The following is a 25,632-nucleotide window of genomic DNA, read 5'->3' as shown; positions in this document are numbered from 1 at the left end:
TATCTACTAATCTATTGTAAATTCAGCAGTCACATTAGTCACTACTGGATAACCACTTCCGGCATCCGGAGATGATCCCGAAGCAATTTCAGAACCATCCGATTTATAAGTTAATGTAAAATCAGTACCACCATCACCATAAAGATCATATACAGCAACTAGGTAGTTACCTGGCTCTAAACAAAATCTGATAGAAAAATCTGTAAGACCAGCATACTCAGAACCAGATCCACCTGTATAAAGAGGTGCAGAGGTGTCAGAGAGATCATATAGCTCAAAAACTGCTTCAGTAGGATAACTATCAAATTCTAAAAATAAATTTACTAATGTTTCTTCACACAATTCAGTCAGTGTAAAAACCAATTCATCACTAAAGTCTAAACCTTCTTCTCTATCAAATTGAATAACTAAGAATTGATCAAAAAAGTCTAGGTTATCATCATCAGAAAAAGTAACTGTAAATGTTCCTAAATTAGAGTTCGCAGGAATTGTTACCGTTGAAGGCACTGTATAATTAGGTGCAAATGTAGAAGATTCATCAACATATATTGAATATGTACGATCTGAAGAAACTGTTTCACTTGCAGCAATAGTAACCTCTTTAGTGTTATCTGTAGAGTTTTTAGGAAGCTCTAAATAAATAGGGCTAGTTTCAAAACCAACAAACTTACTTAGTTTAGTTTCATCGTCCGCCTCACAATTAATAAAGAAAGCAGCTGCAACGATTGCAATAATTTTAAAATATTTTGTCATAATAATTTGTTTTAATTTTGTTCACTGATACTTGGATTGTTATCAATTTCATTTTGTGGAATTTGAAACGACATTTCATCAGAATTAGCCAAAAACGTTTCACCAGCACGGAACACATGGTTAGATCCTCTTGTCACTGATTTCTGGTTTCTTTTTAAAGCAAAGTATGCTTTACCTTCACCCCAAAGTTCAATTCTCGTTTGCAAATAAATTGCATTAGTAAGTGCAGAACCAGAAAGTGGAGAAATATAAGCATTGGCTTCACTACTTCCTAAACGGTTAGATAACAATTCTATCATAGTAGCTTTAGCAGCTCCTTCATTACCTGTTTTAGCCGCAGCTTCCGCACTTAATAAATAAAACTCCTCTACTCTCATAAAAATTAAATCTGTAGTAATGATATACTGACCACCTGCAGCTCTACCCGGATCAAAAAACTTATTGATTGGCATTAATGGCGCGTTAGCAGTTCCAAATTGTGTTTTTCTAATATCGTTAGCAGGTATCTGTGCATATAATCCATTATCTATAGATTTTGAATCACCAGCCCATGCGTAACTATATGTAAAATAATCCATTTGTCCCCACCAGTCAATTAACTGATGACCTAAATCTTCAGTTAAATCAAAACCCCACATCCATGAAGCCGTGTTTACATCATTAAAACCAGAACCTGCACCTGGGAAAGCCAATTGACCTGCAGTCGTTAGTGGATAACCACTATTAATTACAGCATCCGCTTGAATTTTCGCATCAGCATAGTTGCCCATTGCAGCATATGTGTATGCTAATAAACCTTGTGCAATTGGCTTATCTATTTGATTTTTTAATTCACGAGTATAACCATCTAATAAATCGATAGCATCAGTTAAATCACTAACTATTAAAGCATAAATCTCTGACGCAGGTACTTTTGCTGCATTTGCTACATCACCATCATAATAAGGTAAAATAGGTTGAGCAGGATCATACTCTCTTTGAAAAATCTGAGTTAAATAGAAATATGCATACGCACGAGACGCTTTAGCTTGACCTAAAATACGACGTACCTCTGCTCCTTCTGGATTGGCATCATTACCACCAGCAGATGCAATTACACTATTAGACAAATTAACGACCTTATAATAGTAATCCCATATAATTCTATTCTCAGTTGCTGTAAAATCTACAGTTGCAACTAAGTTTGCTGTTCCATTATACCATCCATAAGAACTAGTAGCTAATGACAAATCACCAGTTAACATATCTAACCAGATATCAACACCTTTTTGACCTAAATCATAATGTTGACCAGCTAATATTCCTTGATCTTGAATCATAAAACTAGCGATACCATCTAGAGTTCCTTCGATTAACTCAGGATTCTGCTCAGAGAATTCTGCGAAATCTTCACTAGTAATAACATTCGTGTTTCTAACTGGATCTAAAAAATCCTCTCCACAGCCCATTATACTTAATGAGGCAAATGCGATTAAACATACAATACTTCTTTTCATAATTTTTCTTTTTAAAATTCAATTTTTGCTCCAAGACTAAATGTAGTCATTGGCATATATATACCAGAATTACCACTACTGATAAGTGTTGAAGGGTTTAGACCATCTCTAGCACTTAACATCATAAGGTTATCACCAGAAACATACAATCTAACATTTGTAAGATTCATATCGCTAATAGCCTTCTTTGGTAACGTATAACTAAGGTTCACGTTATTTAAAGATAGGTAATCTGCTTTAGTTAAAAATCTAGTAGATGTTGAATGAAACTGTGTATCTGTATTGTAACCTGCAGAAATTCTAGGAACATTTGTAATATCACCTGGTTCTTTCCAAGAGTCTCTTACGTCTGTATGGAAGTTATCACTACCAATTAAGTTTCTGTTGTTCATTAACACAGCGTAACCACCATCGTAAACATAACCACCTAAACTATAACTAAATTGAGCAGTTAAATCAAATCCTTTAAACCCAGTATTGATACGGAAACCACCTCTAACTTTCGGAATAGCTGATTTACCTACATACTTGTTAGTAGCATTTGTATATGTATCTGTAGTAGTCCTTTTAACATTAGCATTAGGATTATCATCTAAGTACAATGTCATACTGCTAATTTCAATATCACCAGAACTAAGAATACCGTTATTATCTAAATCGTCATAGTATAAATTCCATAATGCTGCACCTGAAGCAGGATCAACACCAGCCCACTCACGCATGTACCAATCGTAAAGTGATTTACCTTTTGAATATCTACCATCCAATACCTTAGCCTCACCAGTATAGAAATCCTTAGGCATTTCAGTAATTTCATTATCAAATAATTCACCATTAATACCAGCAGATAATCTGAAATCTCCGTCTTTAATAATTCTTACTAAAGCATTGAATTCAATACCACTGTTACGCATAGTACCATCGTTATATTGAATCTGAGCAGAACCACTAGAACCAGGTAAACTTTGGTTAAAGAATAAATTTGTTGTGTTTTTAACGTAGTAATCTACATCTAAATCTAATCTATCATTAAACCAAGTACTTTCAAAACCAACTTGTGCAATTTTAGAAGTTTCCCACGTTAAATCTGGGTTAGCTAATGTAGAACCTTGAGTAAATGAATAACTACCATCTGCTGTATCGTTAATATTATACAACTGCCATCCGTACTGTAAATTAGTACCTTGATCACCAATTACACCGTAACTAGCTTTTACTTTCAAGTAATCCATAAAGTCAACATTCGAAAGAAAATCTTCCTTAGAAGCTACCCAACCTAAACCTACAGAGCCAAATGTACCCCATTTATCGTTTAAGAAACGTGAAGAACCATCTCGTCTAACAGAACCTGTAACATAATATTTCTGAGCATAGCTATAATTTAATTGTGCAAAATAACTATCTAATGTCCATCCTTGACTAAAAGAATATGCTTTACCAAATGGTGTAGTATATTGTGCTAAATCTAATGTATTAGGTAAAATAGCTGTTTGAGCTCCAGCTCCGAATCGCTTATATCTATTTTCAGTAGACTCGTGTGCTACAAATGCTTCTATATTACTCTCTCCAAAAGATTTATTGAAACGCAATAACTGTAAGAAGTTTTGATTTGTATTTGTACGTTGATCTTTAAACAATGTTCCACCTACATCCGCAGAACCACCATAAAATGGATTTGCTCGAGATGAATTATCAGAATTATTATATTGTCCACTGTAACGAACTTCTAACTTTAAGTAATCAGTAAAATCAACACCAACATTAAAGTTACCTAACATTGTAACTACATCAGTTTGTTCTAAATTGTAATTTGCATCTGCAATACCATTGGTATTTGTCCATGATCTTCTACCATATTCTCCACCGTAATCATACTGAAAACCGCCAAAAATAGGATCATCGATACGATTCCCATCATTATCTCTAAGATAAATATCATAAATTCTAGGTGTCGTAGCAGTTAATGCAAAAACGTTACCTGAAGAACTTGACACGTTTTCATCTCCACCAGAATTTGTATATCTACCACCTGTAAATGCAAGATTACCACCAATAGTTAACCAATCTTTTGCTTTGTGCTCTAAATTGATTCTTGTAGTATATCTCTTGTAACTAGATTTAATTGCATAACCTTGATCATCTAAGTAACCGAAAGAAGTTGCAAATCTTGTTTTTTCGTTACCACCACTAAACTGAATGTTAGCTTCTTGTCTAAAACTAGTATTAAAAGCTGCGTCAGACCATTTAGTTGGCGTGTATTTACGCTCAATTCCTGAGTTAAATTTACCTGTAGAAGGATTAATTAAATCAGCTCCTGCTGCATTCCAAATATTATATTGATTGTTGATACCTTCAGCTGTACCATACAAGTTTGCACTTGCATACGCTAGTGGATCTGCTTGACCTAATAAAACACCTTTGTTTTTAAGTGACAACCAAGATAATTCAATATACTCTTCTGGAGACTCAATAACATCATATTGAGGTAAAAGCAAAGTATTCAAACTAGTCTGAAAATCCACAGATATTACAGAACTACCTGATTTACCTTGTTTAGTTGTAATTAAGATTACACCATTAGCACCTCTTGAACCATAAATAGAAGTAGCTGCCGCATCCTTTAATACAGTAGTACTTTCAATATCTGCTGCATTAATAGAAGAGATATCACTATTGTATGGCGCACCATCTACTACATATAAAGGAGCTTGGTTACCATTTACTGAACCAAAACCACGAATACGAATTGTTGCATCAGATCCTGGAGCACCATTCCCTGTAACAACGTTAACACCCGCAACCTCACCTTTAAGAGCTTGAGAAATGTTAGATACTGTTTTAGCTTCTAAATTTTCAGCAGCGATTTTTGTCGCAGTACCAGTAAAAGCATCTTTTGTTGTTGTACCGTACCCAACAACGATTACTTCATCTAGAGTATTTGCATCCTCTAAAGCAACGTCGTAAGTATTTCCAGCTCCAACAAGAACTTCTCCAGGTGTCATACCTACATAAGAAATCACTAAAACATCTCCTTGATTGACTTGAATGGTATATTTACCATCAAAATCTGTTTGTTGACCCCTAGAGGTCCCTTTTACAATTACACTTGCGCCAGGAAGGGGTAAACCATCCGCTACTGTTGTAACTGTACCTGTGACAGTTTTCTCTTGTGCAAAAGAAAATTGCATCACGAACGCCATAAAAAGCGTTAATAACCATGTTAACTTTAATTTCATAAAACAATTATTTGAGTTAGTCTATTTGCAAACATCTTAATTTTATATTAAATAACCAAGTGTTTTTGCTAAAAAAATGTTAACATCTCTGCGATATTGATAACAATACCAGTAAATCATTTTTTCCTTTGTTTTCAACCTTAAACTCATTACTTAGATGTGAAAAGTGTAAAAGGGTTGCGTTAAAATTTTAACTTTGTTTAAAAATTAACATTTTGGCTTTAAAAATTCAATTTTCAACATTTAATTTAGAATGTGGTACAGATGAAGCTGGTCGAGGTTGTTTAGCTGGTCCCGTAACAGCTGCAGCCGTTATTTTACCGCTTTCTTATAAAAACAAATTATTAAATGACTCCAAACAACTTTCTAAAAAAAACAGAATATTATTAAAACCTATGATTGAAGATCTAAGCATATCATATGGTGTTCAACATATTTTTGAATCAGAAATCGACACCATTAATATATTAAATGCCTCTATAAAAGCGATGCATGGAGCTATATCGCAATTAAAAACAATTCCAGAATATATTATTGTAGATGGAAATAGATTTAAACCCTTTGAAGACATACCGCATTCTACGATAGTTAAAGGTGACAGTAAGTTTATGAGTATTGCAGCGGCTTCTGTATTAGCAAAAACTTATAGAGATAATTATATGGAAAAAATACACGAAGAATTCCCGATGTATAATTGGAAACAAAATAAAGGTTACCCAACAAAAGAACACAGAGCGGCAATAAAAAAATACGGCATCACTAAATATCATAGAAAATCATTTAGATTATTGCCTGAGCAATACAAATTGGATATATAACTTTTTATATTTGTAAATTAAATTTTCAACCTAATGAAGCGACTTGGTTTTTTATTAATAGTGTTCACCTTAGTATTGGCTTGCCAAAAAGACTACAACAAAACCAAACAACCTTATAAATTTATTCCAGCTGAAACGTCTACAGTTATTCGAGTAAATGAATTAAACGATTTTGTTAGTAGTATTGAAAATAATGATGTTCTCTCTACCCTATATAATGAGGAGTTAAAAGATGCAGCTGCCCTCCTAAACAACCTTAATACAACAAAGCAGGTTTATGTGTCATTTAAAGATTCTAATTATCTAATTCTTACAGAAAACGACAGTACATTATTTGTATTAGACTCCATAAAAAATATCATTTCGAAAACTTTGGTCAATTTAAAAATTGAAGAAACCCAAATTAACGACCATATCATCTATCACAAAATTATAGGAAACACTTTTGCTGGTTCAAATAACTTAGAACTATTAAAAACTCTAAACTCTGAAAATGAAGACCCTGAACTTAGTAAGCTAATTGAGACTACGGATGAAAAATCAGTCGCTTCTATCCTATTTAAATCAGAGGCTACTAATTATTCAAAATTATTATTTTCAGATCTTGTAAATAAGGGCAATTCGAACTATACAATTTTAGATTTTGATTACACAGAAAAAGGACTGAACTACAATGGTATATTAACTTCAAAAGACTCAAGTGCTAACGACCTAGATCGCTTTAAAAATACCATCCCTCAAAAAACAAATTCAACTTCAATTGCGCCATATAACACAGGTTCTTTAGTTAGTATTACTTATGATGATTTTTCAATATTTAACAAAAACAATCAGCTAAATGATAGCATAGCAGACGTTTCTGAAACTTTCTTAAACTTTACAGATGAAATTGCCCTAATTGACGATGTTTTGGTACTTCATTCATTAGACCCAAACTTAATTATTGAATCTATTGAAGACAAGTCAATATCTGAATCATTTAGAGATATTGACATTTATGAGTTTGGACAACCCGACTTCTTCAAGTCTAACTTAAACCCTTTTATAAGTTTTGAAAATGCTAATTTCTTTTCTGTTTTTGAAAATTTTATTGTGTTTTCTAGCTCTTCTGAAACCTTAAAATCGATTCTAACAGATGTATTAAACAACAACACACTTGTTAATTCGGATGCTTTTCAAAGTATCAGTGATCATTTGAGTGATGAAGCCTCCTTATTTATCTTTAAGAATTCTAAAGAATTATCGACAATTTTAGACCAACCAATGAATGGCTATAATGCCAACGCTGTCCAATTTATACGCGAAGACAATTACACTCACATCAACGGAATTATTCAGAAATTCAAAAAAAGAGCCGCTTCAAATTCTGTTGTTGAAACATTTACCACCCAACTTGAAACCACACTATTAACAGCTCCACAAGCCGTTAAGAATCATGTTTCTAAATCGCATGATATCGTCGTTCAGGATGTAAACAATATAATTTATCTGATTTCAAGTTCTGGTACTATTCTATGGAAAAAACAACTACAGGGTCAAATCCTAGGACAGATCGAACAGATTGACATGTATAAAAATGGCCGATTACAATTAGCGTTTACAACACCAAACCAACTATACATTTTAGACCGAAATGGCAATGATGTTTCCCCATTTCCTTTAAAATTTAATGATGCTATTACCCAACCGCTTTCAGTTTTTGATTACGATAAGCGCAAAGACTATAGATTACTAGTTACACAAGGAAAAAATCTATTGATGTATAACGCAAAAGGGCAATCTGTTGGTGGTTTTAATTATAAAAATAATGATTCTGAAATTTCATCACAACCCAAACATTTCAGAATTGGGAGTAAAGATTATATCGTATTCGGAGCTGGAGAAAAACTTAAAATTTTAAACAGACAAGGTACTGTTAGAATTAATACAAAAGATAGGATTCGTTTCTCAGATAATGATATCTACTTATACCAAAATAAGTTTACGACAACCAATACACTTGGCCAACTTATCCAAGTAGACACAAAAGGAAATCTAAGTACAAAAGATTTGAATCTTACTGATAAACACAAAATAGCCACCACTAGTAAAACCTTAGTTTCATTAAGGGAAAATAGATTAATTATTAAATCTAGAACCATTGATTTAGATTACGGAGACTATACTGCGCCTAGAATTTTCTATTTGAATGACAAGATCTATGTTACGACTACTGACAAACAATCTAAGAAAGTGTATCTTTTTGATAGTCAAGCGAAATCAATTCCAAATTTCCCGGTTTTTGGTACTTCAGCTGCAGTTCTCGAAAAACTAGATAACGATAGCGGTTTAGAATTGATCACCCAAAGTGATGAGAAAACTATAGTGGTTTACAAATTACATTAAAATCAATTCTATTTAAGCGCTATTTTCGCACTAGAATAAGCCCATACTTTTGTAGTATTGTAATTTCAAAATTTAGACGACAATTTCATCATGATAAAAAGACAAAAAGCAACCTTAAGAAGTTGTATAATTCACAAAGTTGGCAACAAATTTAATGGTACAAAAAATGCCTTTTCAGACGCTATTGTAGATTTTGATGAAGCTACTTATAATTTAATGCTACCCTATCTTTTAAAGCCTTTTGTTAGCGTTGCTGAAAGTTATCGTTTTCATCATCATAGCGACGTTGGGCTCAATGAAATCAACATCTATAGCGATCAACTCTTTAAAGAAGATGCAGATTTTGTTGAGATTTCAAAACATATTGTAACCCATCTGTTTGAGCAAAGTAGTTCTGCTCAAATCAAAACTGGAGATGTGCTTATTTGTCATTTTGAAAACGTGCAATACGAGGACTATTTTACTGATGCTATTGGGATCTTTAAAATTGAAAATAAGACAGAGTTTTTTCAGACTTATTTAGAAGATAACAACTACGATATTTTAGTTCAAAAAGGCATCCAAGCCAAAAAAGTAGATAAAGGTTGTTTAATCTTAAATACTTCCGATATGGAAGGTAAAATTGTGTTTAGTGTAGACAACAACACTTATGATACACAATATTGGATTAAAAGTTTCCTAAACATTAGCTATCCAGATGATAGTAATCAGCATACCAAAAATTGTATTGAGCTTTGTAGAGAGTTTTCAAAAGAAGTTTTGCAACCTAATTTTGGAGGTCAAGAGCAAAGCAACTTCCTAGCTAAAACGGTTGATTTTTTCAAAGAAAATGAAATTGTAAATATCGACACTTTCAAAGAAGAAGTTTTTGATGAAGAAGATAAAATTCAATTATTTGAAGACTATAAAAAAACCTACGAAACGGACAACAAAGTACTGATTAGAAACCAGTTTGACGTTTCTGAAGTTGCTTTAAAAAAGCAAAAGCAAAAAATTAAAACCGAAATAAAACTCGATACCAACATACAAATAAAACTCGATGTTGATGCACCGGATGCTTCTGCAGAATATCTAGAACGCGGTTACGATGAAGAGAAGAAAATGCATTTTTATAAGGTATTTTTTAATGACGAGACTTAATTTGGGTGTTTTAAAAAAATAGTCGAACTTAGTTCACTAATTTTTACACTAAACTATTGACTCAATTACTTTCCAAAAAAAATCTAACCTACAATAATTTAGCAAAATTCGCATTATTTTTTCTTGGGTTAATCATTTTCAGCTGTGCAACAGATAATGACAATAGTGGTATCCCTTCAGAATTTGAAGTTACGGTAAACTCCACGAGTAATACTAATGTAGAAATTAGTTGGAGTGAGTCATTTGATCCAGAAGGAGAAACGATTAAATATTCTGTCTTTTTAGAAAATCAAGAACACTCTAGCCATCAAAGCATTAGAACCTATACTTTTGAAGATTTAATAGTCTCTAACTATTACGATGGTTATGTAGTAGCCCATGACCCTGATGATAATGAGCGTATCGCTAATTTTTCATTCACAACAACTGAAAATTTACCACCAAGTAATTTTGAGCTAACTTCAGCTACACCGAGTAATGTCTCACTTGATGTCAATTGGACAGAAGCTATAGATCCTGAAAACGAAAATGTTACCTATGATTTATACATCAATGAACAATTAATATCTTCGAACCTCATCGAAGAAAATTTCATTTTCGAAAACCTAAATGCAGCAACTATTTATAACGTAAAAATTATAGCAAAAGATGAAGCGGGCAATACAACCGTGCTAATCGCTAATTTAGAAACTTTAGATGGTATTTACCATGGCGATTTAAGTTTAAGAACACAAGCTAGCGTTGATAATTTTGGAGAACTTGGTTATATTGAAATCACCGGGAATTTAGAAATGGATGCGCTTGCTGCTTTTACTGATATCACTGACTTATCGCCAATTAACAGTATAAAAAAGGTGCGAGGGCATTTCACCATTAACTTTATTGACAACCTCACTAGTTTATCAGGTTTAGGTATAAAACATGTTGGCCAAAGTTTTCGTATAACACATAATGATGGATTAACTAATTTAGATGGATTAGAAAATCTAGAAGAAGTCTTAGGTACATTCAGAATAGAACAAAACAGTAATTTACTAGATATATCAAACATAAATAGCCTAATAATAGTTGGGGAAAGTTTAGCAATACTCAATAACATAAATTTAATAACTGTTTCTGGGTTTAATAATTTAAATACTGCAGATGGTATTTGGATCCAAGCTAATTGGTCCTTAACTCAAATCAATGCTTTTAATAGCGTTACCACATTAGCAGGTGACTTTAATATCACGGATAACACATCCTTAACGACACTAAATGGTACTGAAAACATAACAACTATTAGTCGCATATTTATTAAAAATACTTTACTCGCAAATGTCAACTTTTTATCCTCTCTTACCACAGTTCAAGGCGAATTCGATATTCAGGATAATTCAGCTTTACAAAACATCACAGGACTTGCATCTCTAACAGAAATCACCTATGGAAGCTTAAGTTTTTACACTAATGTTAGCCTTGCTAGTTTAGATGGTTTAGAAAATTTAAACCAAGTAGGTAGTACCATTAACTTTGTTGGCAACAGTAATTTATCTAATTTCTGCGCCATACAAAATTTAATGCAGAATTTCTCTCCTAGCTATAATCCATCTATCTACAACAACTTATATAACCCATCAATAACTGATATTACTAATGGAAATTGCAGTAATTAAAAAACATCTTTTTTTAGGTTTCATACTATTATTTTTATCCACGTGCTCAGACAACGACGTTAATGAGACCGAAAATCAACCTCCATCAGCTTTTGAGGTTTCATTAAACGACCTTACGAATACCTCAGCAGAAATTACTTGGACAGCATCTATTGATCCTGAAGGAAGCACCGTTTTCTACGATGTCTATCTTAACAACGTGAAACAAGCAGATAACATTACAGAGATGACTTATCATTTTGAAAATTTACCGGAAAATGAAAATTTCACAGGTGAAATTATAGCTTCTGACCCAGAAGGAAATACTGTTTCAGCTCCTTTTAATTTTGAGACGGCATTAAATCAGCCTCCTTCCCTATTTGAAATTACTGTGACGAGTACAAATCCTTTTTATTCAAGCATTGAATGGACTGAATCTATTGACCCAGAAGACCGCCCAATAACCTACAACATCTATTTAGACAATGCGCTAATTGAAGAAGAAACGACCACTTTAAATCAAACCTTTGAAAGTTTAAAAGGATTAACAGATTATTCAGGAAGTGTTGAAGCCGTGGATGAACAAGGAAAAACGACAACAGTCCTTTTTAGCTTTACCACTGATCTTAAAGTTTATGATGATGATTTGTTATTAAGTAATCAGTCTATGGTTGAAAACTTTGGAAATGATGGCTATAATGAGATAAACGGTAACTTAAACATTGGTAGTATTGGAGAAAATTTAACTGACGTATCTGACCTATCTTTATTAGAAACAATATATTCTGTAAAAGGTAACCTTTCAATTAGACATACAATTTGCACGAATTTTAGTGGACTTCAAAATATTGATTTAGAGTATGATTACGCCAAACTGACTATTGAAGACAACGATCAATTGTTAAATTGCGAAGGCTTAAATAGTATTACCGCCGCAAACCAAGTATACATTTCAGATAATGACAACCTTTTAAACTTAAATGGCTTATCATCTTTAAGCTCCGTGACTAATTATTTTTGGGTTGTGTACAATCCAAATCTGAACTCGCTTGAAGCATTAGAAAATTTAACCTTTGTGCCGCAAACCCTTTCAATAACTAACAACGATAGTCTAACAACACTACTAGGCTTAGAAGGTGTTACAGCGACTGGTGAATTAAGAATTATTGATAATAATAATTTATTAAATTTAGAAGGGCTGAACAATCTTTCATCTAGTAACTCATCAGTAATTATAACCGATAATAACACATTGCAAAACTTAAATGGTTTATCAAGTTTACAAGAAGCCATATCACTTCATGTAACAGGCAATCCACTAATAACTAGCTTAAACGGTTTAGAAAATTTAACAGATCTTAATCATACCTTAGAAATATCTGACAATACTGGACTAACCACACTTAACGGTATTGAAAATATTACTTTTAGCGATAATCAAGCCAATTACCACGCGTTAATAATATCAGGAAACACAAATATCACCAATTTAGATCCTTTGCAAAATTTCACTTTCAATAGAGGGTTAATTAATATTCATTTTAATTCTCTGTTGTCCGATTTATGCGGATTAACAACATTAATTTCTGAAATAGATGATTTTATGAATGGCTATAATTTTGCCACAAATAATGCTTATAATCCAAGTGAAATGCACATGCTTAACGGAGAGTGTTCTAATTAAAAAGGACGGCATAGCTGTGTTCTAAAATATTAAACAAAATCTGCTTCAAAAAGCGCACTAAAATACTTTAAAAGCTTCTCTTTAACTTCATTTTCATCTACGCTATCGACACCCAATTCATTATTCAAGGTTGTTACAGCTTTACCTCGAATGCCGCATGGAATAATATGATCAAAATAACCTAAATCTGCATTCACATTTAAGGCAAATCCATGCATGGTAACCCAACGGCTTGCTCTTACTCCCATGGCGCAAATTTTACGTGCAAATGGCGTTCCAACATCAAGCCATACACCTGTTTCTCCTGGACTGCGTTCTGTTTTCAGACCATATTCAGCTAATGTTAGAATGATCACTTCTTCTAAAAATCGTAAGTATTTATGAATATCTGTAAAAAAGTTATCTAAGTCTAGAATCGGATAACCCACAATCTGCCCTGGACCATGATAGGTAATATCTCCACCTCTATTAATTTTGTAAAACGTCGCTCCTTTTTCTGCTAATTGACTTTCAGAAAGCAATAGATTTGAGAGATCACCACTTTTACCCAAAGTATAGACATGCGGATGTTCTACAAAGAGAAAATGATTATCAGTTACTAAGCCAGCGTCCTCTCTTCTATTCTTTATTTTAGTCTCTAAAATGGCTTTAAAGAGTGTTTCCTGGTAATCCCAAGTGTCCTTAAAATCTTTAGTTCCTAAATCTTGGAGTTGTATTTTTTTATTCAAAATAATTATTCTTTTAATCTTCTAAAACAACTTCAATATTTAATATCTCAGGATCCTTAAGCATATCTATAAACCCAACCTCATAAGTAACCGTTTTCCGATCTTCACTATACATGGCCCCTTCTTTCGAAAATGATTTTACAGCTTTAGGAAAGTGATAATTAATTATATACTTAGAAGACCCCAACATAATGGCCGATTTATCTATACTATCTAAAGATTTTTGATGTTTTTCTAAATCAATAATCTCAGCACTTCTTTTAAAAACTGTACCATCATATGAATAACTAACCAAAGTTGAGCCTTCATTACCCATACTAGAAAATGGACTTAAAGGCAAATTATCACTAGCAGTGTCATCACCTTTTAAATTATTAAAACTATTCATTGCTTTGTACATATCGCGCAACTCACTAGCATCATCAAAGTCTGTTTCTAAATCAAAAAACATCTTCTTCTTATCTGGATTCATAACCATATGAATTTTATAATCCTCCATGGCTTTAATCTTTTCCTGTTCACCTACAGACAAATTCGCTATACTGTCTTTATATTCTACCAAAAAGTCCTTAAAAATGATTGTTGAATCCACAGCTTTACTCATTTCATCAGAGGCATTCTCACCCAATTGCCCTAACACATCCATCATTTCTGATGCATCCATTGAGAATTTCACCTTACCACTACCGTCTTCATTGATATAGATATTTTCAGAAAACTGACAACTTGTTAGCAGCATTATAAACGCACAAGAAATCACCGTAAAAACCTTCTTCATTTTAATCTTTTAAATACAATATTAAGACCGCAAAGGTAAGAATTTTATCGCTTTGGGTTATTGAGAATAACTAATGCTGCTATAACGCCTGGCACCCAACCACAAAGCCATAATAGAAATGTAATAAGAATTGAACCGCACCCTTTATCTAAGACAGCTAAAGGTGGACAAATAATTGAAAGGATAACGCGCCAGATACTCATAATTTCGTTTGATGATTTGATGTATTTATAGGACGCTATTTCAATATAAATGTTACACTTTTTATGAATTCACTGTATTGCAATCAGAATAAAATTATGTAGTTTCGTTTTATGCGAATCAGAATTCTTTTCGTTTTTTTAGCTATAACTTCAATTTGTAAAGCTCAATATTCATTTTCGGGCTACACAAATCCTGAAGAATGGGACAGAGCCGTATATCTTTCTATTGTTGAAGATTACCGAAAAATGTCTGGCGTGTATTCAGAGCAAATTATTGCCAAAACAATTGCTGACTCAACTGGTTTCTTTGAATTTAAAGGTAATATGCTCGAGGCTGAAAACCGAATTTACCGCATTCATGTGGACAAATGTTCTGACATTCAGCAAGGCGCCAATCATTTTAATGGTCATTGTAGTGATAGTGAAGCACTCTTGTTTATTGCCAAAAATACAGACACCTTAAAATTGCCTTTTTCTTTTGGTAATCAAGTATTTTGCCGTGTGGAATCTAACAACCCTAAAGCAAATGCGTTTGTAAAAATCGATTCCTTAAAAAATGATATGCGTTTTGCCTATGGCGAATTTAGAAGTGAAGCCAACCGCAAACTGAATAACAAAAAGTGGTTTAAAACCCTTCAGTATTTTGGAGAGGCTTTAAATGAACCCATAGCTGAACTTTATATTTATTCTTATTTATCTGACAGAAGTAGTGATTTGCACAGTTATTATGTTGAAGACTTGAAGCAAAATCAATACTACGATAATTTAAAAACACGATTAGAAACGACTTATCCTAATGCCCCTTACACCAAACAATATACAAACGAATTAGAAGCTGACCGCTATATGTTGTCTGCGTCACATGGAAACACAGGATCGAACTGGAGCCTTTTACTCTACTCTATTCTAGGATTGTCCATTTTTCTGAATCTATTTTTCTTGTATCGCTTCTGGAAACGAAACCAATCTAAAATTGTAGATTTAAAAGCAAAATTATCAAAGCAAGAACAAGTGGTTTTAGAGCATTTACTCTTAGACAAAACCAATAAAGACATTGCTGAATCTCTTTTTTTAAGCGTAAGCACGGTAAAAACGCATACTAACAACATCTACAAGAAGTTAAACGTGCAATCTAGAGACGACGCCAAATCACTATTCACTAAATAGTTACAAAATTCAACCTTGGTACTAGTACCGATTTCCAACCTTCAATTATTCAAATTTAGAGCTTAATCATTGATGTTTGTTTTCATATTAATCAATAAAAAACATCACGATGAAAACGAACATTTTAATTATTCTAATCACATTACTAACTGCATTTCAAATTAATGCCCAAGACCTCAATCAAGAAATTACAGATAAAGGAGGCACTCCATTTCTACTCGGAGAAATCAACAAAGAAGGCTTAGAAGGTGATAATTACAAATCTTGGTTTACAAAAAACTATGACGCTTACGAACCCAATTCTGAAGTTATTAACGCTATTGCTTCAAAATTAAAAACCTATTCCATAACCTTATTTTTAGGAACTTGGTGTGGGGATAGCCAACAAGAAGTCCCGAAGCTTTACAAAGTTTTAGAAGTAAGTAATTTTCCGATGGAGCAGTTAAGCGTTATTGCGGTAAGCAGACAAGCAGACATGTACAAACAGAGCCCTCAACACGAAGAAGCAGGTTTAAACATTCACCGTGTTCCTACAGTGATATTTTATAAAGACGGAAAAGAAGTTAACCGCATTGTAGAACATCCTATTGACACTTTTGAAGACGATATTCAGAATATAATTACCACTAATAATTACAAATCTAATTATCAGATTGTAACAACCGTTGACCACATTCTAAACAAAAAAGGAGTCAAAGGTCTAAAACGTAAACACAAAAAACTTCTAAAAACGTTTAAAGGTAAAGTCCCAAATATGTACGGACTAAATACTTATAGTTATATTTTGTCCGCTACAGACCGCATAGAAGAAGCGATTGCCGTATACGAACTTAACACTAAGTTGTTTCCTGAGCAAGCTAGAACCTTTGTCAGTTTAGCTAACACACTCAGTGCTTCCGGCAAAAAACAAGAGGCTATAAAAGTGTTAGAGGAAGCTATTCAATTACATCCTGATAATAAAGATTTAAAAGAAAATCTAAATATTATTAAGTCAAAATAAATATGAGATCCCATTCTTCAACGAGATAAGTTCAGCTCGCTATTTTCAATACAATTGCTATGCAATTTTTCAAAAATAGAGTTTCACTAAAATCAAATTAAAAAGGAGTTCTCTAATTTTTGTAAAAAGCGTAATTTTGCATCTGCTTACTTAAAAACACGTAAGTCAATAAAAATTAATCAGAATGCAACTTTCAGAACAAGAATTGGTAAGACGCCAAAAGTTAGAAAAGCTTAGAGCTTTAGGGATTAACCCTTATCCAGCGGATTTATTTCCGGTAAACCACACTTCAAAACAGATAAAATCTAATTTTGAAGACGGTAAACAGGTGATTATTGCTGGTCGTTTAATGGCAATTAACATTCAAGGAAAAGCGTCTTTTGCACAATTACAAGATAGCGAAGGTCGTATTCAGGTGTATTTTAATAGAGACGAAATTTGTACAGGTGAGGATAAAACGCTTTACAATGATGTCTTTAAGAAATTATTAGATTTAGGTGATTTTATAGGTATTGAAGGCACACTTTTCACAACGCAAGTTGGAGAAAAGACCGTTATGGTAAAGGATTTTAAATTATTGAGTAAAGCTTTAAAACCGTTACCAATACCAAAACAAAAGGACGGAAAAACGTATGATGCGTTCACAGATCCTGAAATGCGTTACAGACAACGTTATGCCGATTTAGTAGTTAATCCACATGTAAAAGAAGTGTTTGTAAAGCGTACAAAACTTTTTAATGCGATGCGTCAGTTTTTTAATGATGCGGGTTATTTTGAAGTTGAAACACCAGTTTTACAACCGATTCCTGGTGGAGCTGCGGCACGTCCGTTTATAACACATCACAACAGTTTAGACATTCCATTATACATGCGAATTGCTAACGAATTATATCTAAAACGTTTAATCGTTGGTGGTTTTGATGGAGTTTATGAGTTTTCTAAAAACTTCAGAAATGAAGGAATGGACAGAACGCATAATCCTGAATTTACAGCCATGGAAATCTATGTATCTTACAAAGATTACAACTGGATGATGGATTTCTGTGAGCAATTATTAGAGCATTGTGCTATTGCTGTAAACGGAACTTCAGATGCTACTTTTGGTGAGCATAAAATTAATTTTAAAGCGCCTTATAAGCGTATTACCATGCGCGATTCTATTTTAGAATTTACAGGTTTTGATATTTACAATAAATCTGAAGACGACATAAGAGCGGCTGCAAAAGGCATGCATATTGAAGTTGACGAGACCATGGGTAAAGGCAAGTTGATTGATGAAATTTTTGGTGAAAAATGTGAAGGAAATTATATTCAACCAACATTTATAACCGACTACCCGAAAGAGATGAGTCCGTTATGTAAAGAGCACAGAGAAAACCCTGAATTAACAGAGCGTTTTGAGCTAATGGTTTGTGGTAAAGAGGTTGCAAATGCATACTCCGAGCTTAACGATCCAATAGACCAACGCGAGCGTTTTGAACACCAATTAAGCTTAGCTAAAAAAGGAGATGATGAAGCGACAGAATTTATAGATCACGATTTTTTACGTGCGCTTGAATATGGAATGCCTCCAACATCTGGAATGGGAATTGGAATGGACCGTTTAATTATGTTCTTAACCAACAATCAGAGTATCCAAGAAGTATTATTCTTCCCTCAAATGCGACCAGAGAAGAAGAAAGTAGATCTTAGTGATAATGAAAAAGCAATTTTAGAAGTTTTAAAATCTGAAAAGCGCATGGATTTAAACGTTCTTAAATCAAAATCTGGCTTAAGTAATAAAGGTTGGGACAAAGGTTTAAAAGGCTTGAGTAAACATGGACTAACAAAGGTTGAAAAAACTGATGATGGCTTATTTGTTGAGCTTGTTTAAAAGCCTCTAACATAAATTTATAAAAAAGGAATTATCGAGAGGTAATTCCTTTTTTTTTAGTTTAAAAACTATATATTAGAGCGTTACTAATAATTAGAACCTTTATAAAAACGCTCATTTTATGAAACAAAGCTACGCAACCTTAATCTTATTTTTATGTTTTACAATAGTCATAAATTCACAGAACTTCATTGGTAATTGGAATGTAATTTCTATTGAATCTAATGGGAATACCATAAATTTACCTTCAACGGTTACAACACCTCCAAATATTGAATTTCACAATTCATTTAGCAGTGCGCCACTAGACCAATATTGGGGACGTTATATATACGGCAATGGCATATGTAACTCTTTTACCTCTTACTTTGAGAACGAACAAAATAATGCTATAAGTCTTATTCCTTATTTTGAAACTACAGACAATACATGTGCTACAACTGAGGAAACTGACTTTGAGAATTTATACTTTTCAATTTTACAAGAACCTGGAAATTTAACGTATTCATTTACTAATGATTTACACAATTTAAGTATTATCAATAGCCTGGGAGACATCATTAACTTAGGCCGTGAAGACGCACCTACGAACCATCTAAGTGGAGAATGGTTTCTACATTCTATATGGGAATTTGATATTTTACTTGAAAATACTTTCGACCCTAACTTAAATATATTCTTTTCTGACGATATTATTAATGGACAAAGTGAATTTTATGGCAACTCTACTTGTAATGGGTTTAATGGCACTTACGACAATCCAATACAACCTAACTCATTTATAAGAAGAAGTATCGCATGGACTTTATTAATGTGCGAGCCAAATGCAGCGGGATCTTTTGAAATGTCTTACATTCAATCGCTCAGTAATATACCTGAAGATATATTTACATTTGAAATTACTGGAAGCGGTTCCGATGCTATGCTAACCATATATAATAGTAATGGATCAGAACTTAACTATGGTAGGCAAACCCTGTCTATTAATAGTTTTACCGAGCAAAAAACTAAACTAATAACAGACGTATCTAATCATATATTACAACTCATTTCCGATGTTCCTTTAGTCAATAATCCATACGCTATTTATGATATTTCAGGTAGGCTAATGACTTCCGCTGACTTAGATGAATCCCAAAATATTGAAATTGGTACTTTAGCTTCAGGAAGCTATATTTTAAAAATTATAAGTTCACAAAACCAAACAGAAAGCTTTAAATTTTTAAAAAGATAAGCCTGGTTTGAGTATTCTCGAATCACTCGTAAATTAGTAACAAAGATTGAAAAACATATAATCTTTTACTTAAAAAAGATTTTCATTACATTAGCAATCAGCTATAAATTAGAAAATCCTACGTGATGTTAAAAAAAATCTGTTTACTACTCACCTTTACATGTTTTATATTTTCATGTAATAATGACGATGACGATATTGTTCCTGTTTGCGAAACTGCTACAAATGTATCTTCAAATTCTGTAACTAGTAATTCTGCCACCATCATTTGGGAAACGACAAATTCTTCGTTGTCCTATACTATAGAATATGGTATTTTAGGGTTTACATTAGGTAATGGAACAAATATTTCCACATCTAGCACAACTTTAGAACTCACCGGATTACAAGCCAACACCACTTACGACATCTATATCCAAACCATTTGCGGTTCGGACAACATTAGCTTATACTCCGATGTTTATAGCTTTACAACCTTAGTCCCTAACGTCATACCAGAATTTAAAACGAATCTTTCTGAGTTGAATTTATTTTCAGGTGCTTTAAACGAATTAAATATTACTTCAAAAGGATTTGAATACAACCTCAGTACTACCTTATTTTCAGACTATGCTCATAAACAGCGCATCATAGCCTTACCAGAAGGCACAAGCATGGCATATGACGGAGATGGCTTACCTATTTTTCCAGACAATACGGTTATTGCAAAAACCTTCTACTACAATATTGACGAACGTGATGTATCATTAGGGAGACACATTATTGAAACACGTATTTTAATTAAATCGAATGGAACTTGGGAAACAGGAGATTACAAATGGAACGACGCTCAAACAGATGCCGTTTTAGATTTAGATGGCAGCTCACTACCTGTTACATGGATTGATACCGATGGCAATAGTAATTCTACAACCTATAAAATTCCATCAAACACCGATTGCTTTACATGCCATGGTAATAATGAAAATATTATACCGATTGGTCCAAAATTAAGATCCATGAATTTTGAAATTAATGGAGTTAATCAGTTAGAACAATTTATTACCAATTCTCAATTAACAGGTATAACTAATAGTGCCTCCGTTAGAAGCCTACCAAATTGGGAAGATGACAATGAAAGTTTAGAAAATAGAGCGAGAGCATATATGGATATTAATTGTGCACATTGTCATATTCCTGGAGGTCACTGTGAGGATGAATCGACTCTAAATCTTGCTTTTGAAACCCCATTAGAAGACAGTGATATTGTAGAACAAAGTTTTAGTATCGACTACAGAGTCTCGTTTTATTTAGATGGTTTGAGCATGCCATTTATAGGAACCTCAATGATGCATACAGAAGGAGTTGCACTAATTCAATCTTACCTAGAAACCTTAGAATAACAGCGTTAAAGAAATACTAAAATCGGTTTTTATATTAACATATTCTTAATAGAATATGTATTTTCAACAAAATTTAAAAAAACCGACTATTTTGAAACACGTATCCCTTAAACTACTCTTTGTAGTTTCCGCATTTCTAGCATTTTCTTGCTCTACCGCAAAAAAAGCAGGGAAATCAGGAAAAGATGCCACAGCGATGGCTAAACCTCCAGCTAAGAAACCTGGAAAAAACGACCCACAACCTTATAGCAAAGTTATCACTAAAGATGCAAAAAGTGACAAAGGCTTATTTACAGTTCATTCTGTAGATGATAAATTCTTTTATGAAATTCCAGATTCTCTTTTTGATAGAGAAATGCTTATGGTTACACGTATCGCTAAAACGGCATCAGGACTTGGTTTTGGTGGTGGTAAATTAAGCGAGCAAGTATTGCGTTGGGAAAAGAAAGACAAAAAGGTATTGTTACGTATGGTGTCTCATCAAGTTGTTGCTTCTGATTCTTTACCAGTCCATGAGGCCGTTGTTAACTCAAATTTCGAACCTGTAATTGCGACTTTTTCAATTAAAGCTTTCAGTAAGGATTCTTTAAATACTGTAATTGATGTTACAGATTTATTCGAAAAAGATGTAAAGTCTTTAGGATTTCCACAACGCGCAAGACAGCAATATAAAATTTCACGTTTAGACGGTCAGCTTTCGTACATTGAAAGCATCAAATCTTACCCGACGAACATTGAATCTCGTACAGTAAAAACTTATGCTGCTGGAGCACCACCATCAAATTCTAATACAGGTGCTATATCTTTAGAAATTAACAATTCTATGATCTTGTTACCTGCTGTACCAATGAAGCGTCGTTATTTTGACGAACGCGTAGGTTGGTTTACAAGCAACCAAACAGATTATGGCTTAAAAGATCAAAAAAGTAAATCTTTAGAGTTTTTAGACCGTTGGAGATTAGAAGTTAAAGATGAAGATCTCGAAAAATTTAAGCGTGGTGAATTAGTAGTACCTAAAAAACAAATTGTATACTACGTTGACAGAGCAACTCCAGAACAATGGAAAAAATATATTAAGCAAGGTATCGAAGATTGGCAAGTCGCATTTGAAGCTGCAGGCTTTAAAGATGCTATAATTGCAAAAGAACCACCAACGGTTGAAGAAGATCCAGATTGGAGTCCAGAAGACGCACGTTATTCCGTAGTACGTTATTTAGCCTCTCCAATTCCAAATGCTAATGGACCACACGTAAGTGATCCAAGAACTGGTGAAATTTTAGAAAGCGATATCAATTGGTATCATAACGTAATGTCATTATTACGTGGTTGGTTCTTTGTACAAACTGCAGCGATTAACCCTGAAGCTCAGAGTCCACAATTTAAGGATGAAGTTATGGGTCGTTTAATTCGTTTTGTATCGTCTCACGAAGTTGGTCACACATTAGGTTTACCTCACAACATGGGGTCTAGTGTTGCCTATCCTGTAGAAAAATTACGTGATGCAGAATTCACTAAAGTATATGGAACTGCACCATCTATTATGGATTATGCTCGTTTTAACTATATCGCACAACCAGGTGATGAAGGTGTGGCTTTAATGCCAGATATCGGAACTTATGATAAGTATGCTATTTCTTGGGGTTATAGACCAATTTTAGATAAAACAGCTGAAGAAGAAAAACCAATTCTTAACGAGTGGATTATGAAGCACGCTGGTGACCCAATGTATCGTTTTGGTCATCAACAAGCTGGTGACGTCGTTGATCCAAGTTCTCAAACTGAGGATTTAGGTGATGATGCTATGTTGGCTAGTGAATACGGTATTAAAAACCTTAAGCGTATCGTACCTAACTTAATTGAGTGGACGACTGAAGCTGGTGAAGGTTATGATGATTTGGATGAAATGTATGGCCACGTAGTTTCTCAGTTTAATCGTTATATGGGACATGTTTCTAATAACATTGGAGGCGTTTACGAATACTATAAAGCAGCTGACCAAGACGGTGCTGTTTATACGGCTGTACCTAAAGATCACCAGAAAAAAGCAATGGCTTTTATTCAAAAAAATTTATTTGAAACTCCAGAATGGTTAATTGACAAAAACATTTTTGACCGTATTGAGTTTACGGGTTCTATTGAGCGCGTTAGAGCAATGCAATCTAGAACACTTAACAACATAATGAGTTTAGGTAAAATGCAACGTCTTATCGAAGCAAATACGTATGACAGTAATGCATATGCTTTAACAGACATGATGAGCGATTTACGTAAAGGCGTTTGGAGTGAATTACGTACAGGAAAGAAAATTGATACATACAGACGTAATTTACAACGTGCACATATTGATCGATTAGAATACTTAATGACAGCAGATAATCAAACTGCCGGAAGAAGATCTAGTCCTTATGTTAAAGTAACACCTGTTAACACTAGCCAATCTGATATCAGAGCTGTTGTAAGAGCTGAGTTAACGTCGTTACGTAGCCAATTACGTTCAGCTCGTGGAGGAGACGCAATGAGTAGAATCCATATTTCTGATGCTATTGAACGCATTAATCTTATTTTAGATCCTAAGTAATCTAAATTTAAATACATTTTAAAAAAGGCTTCAAGATAACTTGAAGCCTTTTTTTATTTCAAAATTGTTTGAATGGTATTATGATATGCCTCAAACTCAATCAGATTATTATGACCACCACCTTTAACAGTTATAAAGTCCAAATTTTCAATTTTTAAATCTGAAAGTTTTTTAGCCGAAGCAAAAGGTACAACGCTATCCTTAGTTCCGTGAATAATTGTAATCGGACACGTTGCCTTTGGTAAAAATTGATACGTCGGAAAATGATACTTCAACAATTGTTTTACAGGCAAAATCGGAAACCGATCTTTCGCCACGTCTAAAATACTATAATATGGAGTTTCTAAAATGAGCTGTTTGGGCTTGTTCTTTGACGCTAAATATGAAGCTATTCCTGTACCTAAAGATCTTCCATATAAGGTGATTTCATCTTCGGAATACTGTTTTAAAAGATAATCGTAACAATACTGGGCATCACCATAAATTCCATCTTCACTTAAAATACCTGTACTTTTTCCATAGGTTCTATAATCCATCATTAAGACATCATACTCCATATCTACAAAGTATTCTGAAACCGTTCCCCAACGACTTAAATCTCCAGCATTTCCATGAAAATAGAGAATAACCCCTTTTGGGTTTTCAACCTTAAAATGAAGTGTATTTATAATGGTATGCTCATCTGTTTTGAAGAATAGTTCTTCAAAATTATGATTTAATTGATATTGATAATTTTGTTCTAGAGTACTTGGAAAAAACAATAATTTTTCTTGCAAAAAATAAAGTGCGGATGCTATCATAACAAATATGCTTAAAAGTACAATTACGAACTTTTTTAGTTGTTTTTTAAATTTCATTATAATGGTGAGCGCCATTTGTTTCTTAATATTTAATAGTTAAAGGTATTACAATAATCCTTTGAAATAGGAGGTCTTAAATAACAAACCAACTACCCTCAATATTAAAGCGTTTTAAAAACCTCACAGCACCACTTAGTACTGCAAGGTTTTGGGTTAACAACTAACCGATCATCAAAACTAATCTTCGTCGTCTTTAGTTTCTAATTCATTATTAATATAAGCGACATCTCTTGTGTTCTTTTGTACAGCAATTGCCGAGAATAAACTTAAGGTAAAGGACATCGCATAAAACCCTTTTTCACTAAGTTCTAAATCTGCGTTCCAAAGTCCAATGGTTAATAAAACAATGGCCGCTATAGACGTGAACCAACTGATACTATAATACATTTCGGTAACTTGAATGTTTTCGAGTTTATCTCTAACGGCTTTTTGAACCGATATGACTGAGAACAATCCAAATAATAGAATGGTAAAATAATAGCCTTTTTCATTGAGTTCCATTTCTGCATTCCACAGTCCAATACAATAAGCAACCATTCCTATAAGCAAGGCTGTCCAAGAGGCTCCAATAAATGCAGGGGTAGGTTTATGGTTATACACTTTCTTTTCTTTCTTCTTTAATCTTACATTTTCTTCATCTTTTACCGATACTGTTGTTTGATAATTCATACTGTTTTGTTTTA

General features: G+C 33.4%; 19 protein-coding genes. 11 read left to right on the top strand and 8 right to left on the bottom strand.

The window, feature by feature from the left end; translation table 11 throughout:
• Positions 1 to 6 precede the first annotated feature (6 nt).
• The 3 genes from BLT80_RS17745 to BLT80_RS17735 are packed head-to-tail and all read right to left on the bottom strand — an operon-like array spanning position 7 to position 5,485.
• Positions 7 to 753, bottom strand: coding sequence for a hypothetical protein (locus tag BLT80_RS17745; protein ID WP_092470493.1), 747 nt, complete (start codon positions 751 to 753; stop codon positions 7 to 9).
• Between the two features lie 11 nt (positions 754 to 764).
• Positions 765 to 2,249, bottom strand: a complete 1,485-nt coding sequence (locus tag BLT80_RS17740) for a RagB/SusD family nutrient uptake outer membrane protein (protein WP_092470491.1) — start codon at positions 2,247 to 2,249, stop codon at positions 765 to 767.
• An 11-nt stretch (positions 2,250 to 2,260) separates the two neighbouring features.
• Positions 2,261 to 5,485, bottom strand: a complete 3,225-nt coding sequence (locus BLT80_RS17735) for a SusC/RagA family TonB-linked outer membrane protein (protein WP_092470489.1) — start codon at positions 5,483 to 5,485, stop codon at positions 2,261 to 2,263.
• A gap of 215 nt (positions 5,486 to 5,700) precedes the next feature.
• Between BLT80_RS17735 and BLT80_RS17730 the strand changes: the two genes are divergently transcribed.
• The 5 genes from BLT80_RS17730 (at position 5,701) to BLT80_RS17710 (ending at position 13,146) form a co-directional block, all read left to right on the top strand.
• Positions 5,701 to 6,303 (top strand): ribonuclease HII, encoded by a 603-nt coding sequence (locus BLT80_RS17730; RefSeq protein ID WP_092470487.1) that lies wholly within the window; start codon positions 5,701 to 5,703, stop codon positions 6,301 to 6,303.
• Positions 6,304 to 6,336: 33 nt separating this feature from the next.
• Positions 6,337 to 8,688, top strand: coding sequence for a hypothetical protein (locus tag BLT80_RS17725; RefSeq protein WP_092470485.1), 2,352 nt, complete (start codon positions 6,337 to 6,339; stop codon positions 8,686 to 8,688).
• A gap of 90 nt (positions 8,689 to 8,778) precedes the next feature.
• Entirely contained in the window at positions 8,779 to 9,828 is a 1,050-nt protein-coding gene (locus BLT80_RS17720; protein ID WP_092470483.1) for a nucleoid-associated protein, read from the top strand.
• Between the two features lie 56 nt (positions 9,829 to 9,884).
• The gene (locus BLT80_RS17715) at positions 9,885 to 11,483 is read left to right on the top strand and encodes a fibronectin type III domain-containing protein (RefSeq protein WP_092470481.1); all 1,599 of its coding nucleotides are present in this window, start codon (positions 9,885 to 9,887) and stop codon (positions 11,481 to 11,483) included.
• A complete protein-coding gene (locus BLT80_RS17710; RefSeq protein WP_092470479.1) occupies positions 11,464 to 13,146 on the top strand; it encodes a fibronectin type III domain-containing protein in 1,683 nt (560 codons plus the stop codon). Before BLT80_RS17715 ends, BLT80_RS17710 begins: the two co-directional genes overlap by 20 nt.
• 29 nt (positions 13,147 to 13,175) lie before the next feature.
• Here the strand turns inward: BLT80_RS17710 and lipB are convergent, their stop codons facing one another.
• From lipB to BLT80_RS17695, 3 genes are read right to left on the bottom strand one after another with little or no spacing between them, the layout of a single operon-like run.
• On the bottom strand, positions 13,176 to 13,874 hold the full coding sequence (gene lipB, locus BLT80_RS17705) for a lipoyl(octanoyl) transferase LipB (RefSeq protein WP_092470477.1): 699 nt from the start codon (positions 13,872 to 13,874) through the stop codon (positions 13,176 to 13,178).
• Positions 13,875 to 13,887: 13 nt separating this feature from the next.
• Positions 13,888 to 14,652: a hypothetical protein gene (locus tag BLT80_RS17700; RefSeq protein ID WP_092470475.1), complete on the bottom strand. Its 765-nt coding sequence runs from the start codon at positions 14,650 to 14,652 to the stop codon at positions 13,888 to 13,890.
• A 44-nt stretch (positions 14,653 to 14,696) separates the two neighbouring features.
• A complete protein-coding gene (locus BLT80_RS17695; protein WP_092470473.1) occupies positions 14,697 to 14,855 on the bottom strand; it encodes a YqaE/Pmp3 family membrane protein in 159 nt (52 codons plus the stop codon).
• Positions 14,856 to 14,966: 111 nt separating this feature from the next.
• Between BLT80_RS17695 and BLT80_RS17690 the strand changes: the two genes are divergently transcribed.
• The 6 genes from BLT80_RS17690 (at position 14,967) to BLT80_RS17665 (ending at position 24,089) form a co-directional block, all read left to right on the top strand.
• Positions 14,967 to 16,022 carry a LuxR C-terminal-related transcriptional regulator gene (locus tag BLT80_RS17690; RefSeq protein ID WP_092470471.1) on the top strand — a complete coding sequence of 352 codons (1,056 nt, stop codon included), beginning with the start codon at positions 14,967 to 14,969 and terminating at the stop codon, positions 16,020 to 16,022.
• A 109-nt stretch (positions 16,023 to 16,131) separates the two neighbouring features.
• Entirely contained in the window at positions 16,132 to 17,022 is an 891-nt protein-coding gene (locus BLT80_RS17685; RefSeq protein WP_092470469.1) for a thioredoxin family protein, read from the top strand.
• 184 nt (positions 17,023 to 17,206) lie between these two features.
• Positions 17,207 to 18,895 (top strand): lysine--tRNA ligase, encoded by a 1,689-nt coding sequence (gene lysS, locus BLT80_RS17680; RefSeq protein ID WP_092470467.1) that lies wholly within the window; start codon positions 17,207 to 17,209, stop codon positions 18,893 to 18,895.
• Positions 18,896 to 19,016: 121 nt separating this feature from the next.
• Positions 19,017 to 20,129 (top strand): META domain-containing protein, encoded by a 1,113-nt coding sequence (locus BLT80_RS17675; RefSeq protein ID WP_092470464.1) that lies wholly within the window; start codon positions 19,017 to 19,019, stop codon positions 20,127 to 20,129.
• A 125-nt stretch (positions 20,130 to 20,254) separates the two neighbouring features.
• On the top strand, positions 20,255 to 21,511 hold the full coding sequence (locus tag BLT80_RS17670; RefSeq protein ID WP_139181100.1) for a fibronectin type III domain-containing protein: 1,257 nt from the start codon (positions 20,255 to 20,257) through the stop codon (positions 21,509 to 21,511).
• Positions 21,512 to 21,566: 55 nt separating this feature from the next.
• A complete protein-coding gene (locus BLT80_RS17665) occupies positions 21,567 to 24,089 on the top strand; it encodes a zinc-dependent metalloprotease (protein ID WP_092470462.1) in 2,523 nt (840 codons plus the stop codon).
• Positions 24,090 to 24,142: 53 nt separating this feature from the next.
• Here BLT80_RS17665 and BLT80_RS17660 read toward each other — a convergent pair whose 3' ends face one another.
• The gene (locus BLT80_RS17660; protein ID WP_245710294.1) at positions 24,143 to 24,889 is read right to left on the bottom strand and encodes an alpha/beta hydrolase; all 747 of its coding nucleotides are present in this window, start codon (positions 24,887 to 24,889) and stop codon (positions 24,143 to 24,145) included.
• A 237-nt stretch (positions 24,890 to 25,126) separates the two neighbouring features.
• Entirely contained in the window at positions 25,127 to 25,618 is a 492-nt protein-coding gene (yiaA, locus tag BLT80_RS17655; RefSeq protein ID WP_092470458.1) for an inner membrane protein YiaA, read from the bottom strand.
• Positions 25,619 to 25,632 lie beyond the last annotated feature (14 nt).

This window comes from Winogradskyella thalassocola, assembly GCF_900099995.1.
Lineage (GTDB): Bacteria > Bacteroidota > Bacteroidia > Flavobacteriales > Flavobacteriaceae > Winogradskyella > Winogradskyella thalassocola.
Note: the sequence above shows the minus strand (reverse complement) of the source record. Positions and strands in the feature narration are given on the sequence as shown.

Excerpts from the sequence above, each read along its gene's own strand:
- lysS (WP_092470467.1), top strand. The coding sequence starts at position 17,207 with ATGCAACTTTCAGAACAAGAATTGGTAAGACGCCAAAAGTTAGAAAAG.
- BLT80_RS17675 (WP_092470464.1), top strand. The coding sequence starts at position 19,017 with ATGAAACAAAGCTACGCAACCTTAATCTTATTTTTATGTTTTACAATA.
- BLT80_RS17740 (WP_092470491.1), bottom strand. The coding sequence starts at position 2,249 with ATGAAAAGAAGTATTGTATGTTTAATCGCATTTGCCTCATTAAGTATA.
- BLT80_RS17720 (WP_092470483.1), top strand. The coding sequence starts at position 8,779 with ATGATAAAAAGACAAAAAGCAACCTTAAGAAGTTGTATAATTCACAAA.
- BLT80_RS17665 (WP_092470462.1), top strand. The coding sequence starts at position 21,567 with ATGTATTTTCAACAAAATTTAAAAAAACCGACTATTTTGAAACACGTA.
- BLT80_RS17670 (WP_139181100.1), top strand. The coding sequence starts at position 20,255 with ATGTTAAAAAAAATCTGTTTACTACTCACCTTTACATGTTTTATATTT.
- BLT80_RS17700 (WP_092470475.1), bottom strand. The coding sequence starts at position 14,652 with ATGAAGAAGGTTTTTACGGTGATTTCTTGTGCGTTTATAATGCTGCTA.
- BLT80_RS17745 (WP_092470493.1), bottom strand. The coding sequence starts at position 753 with ATGACAAAATATTTTAAAATTATTGCAATCGTTGCAGCTGCTTTCTTT.
- BLT80_RS17660 (WP_245710294.1), bottom strand. The coding sequence starts at position 24,889 with ATGATAGCATCCGCACTTTATTTTTTGCAAGAAAAATTATTGTTTTTT.
- BLT80_RS17725 (WP_092470485.1), top strand. The coding sequence starts at position 6,337 with ATGAAGCGACTTGGTTTTTTATTAATAGTGTTCACCTTAGTATTGGCT.
- BLT80_RS17735 (WP_092470489.1), bottom strand. The coding sequence starts at position 5,485 with ATGAAATTAAAGTTAACATGGTTATTAACGCTTTTTATGGCGTTCGTG.
- BLT80_RS17690 (WP_092470471.1), top strand. The coding sequence starts at position 14,967 with ATGCGAATCAGAATTCTTTTCGTTTTTTTAGCTATAACTTCAATTTGT.
- BLT80_RS17710 (WP_092470479.1), top strand. The coding sequence starts at position 11,464 with ATGGAAATTGCAGTAATTAAAAAACATCTTTTTTTAGGTTTCATACTA.
- BLT80_RS17695 (WP_092470473.1), bottom strand. The coding sequence starts at position 14,855 with ATGAGTATCTGGCGCGTTATCCTTTCAATTATTTGTCCACCTTTAGCT.
- yiaA (WP_092470458.1), bottom strand. The coding sequence starts at position 25,618 with ATGAATTATCAAACAACAGTATCGGTAAAAGATGAAGAAAATGTAAGA.
- BLT80_RS17685 (WP_092470469.1), top strand. The coding sequence starts at position 16,132 with ATGAAAACGAACATTTTAATTATTCTAATCACATTACTAACTGCATTT.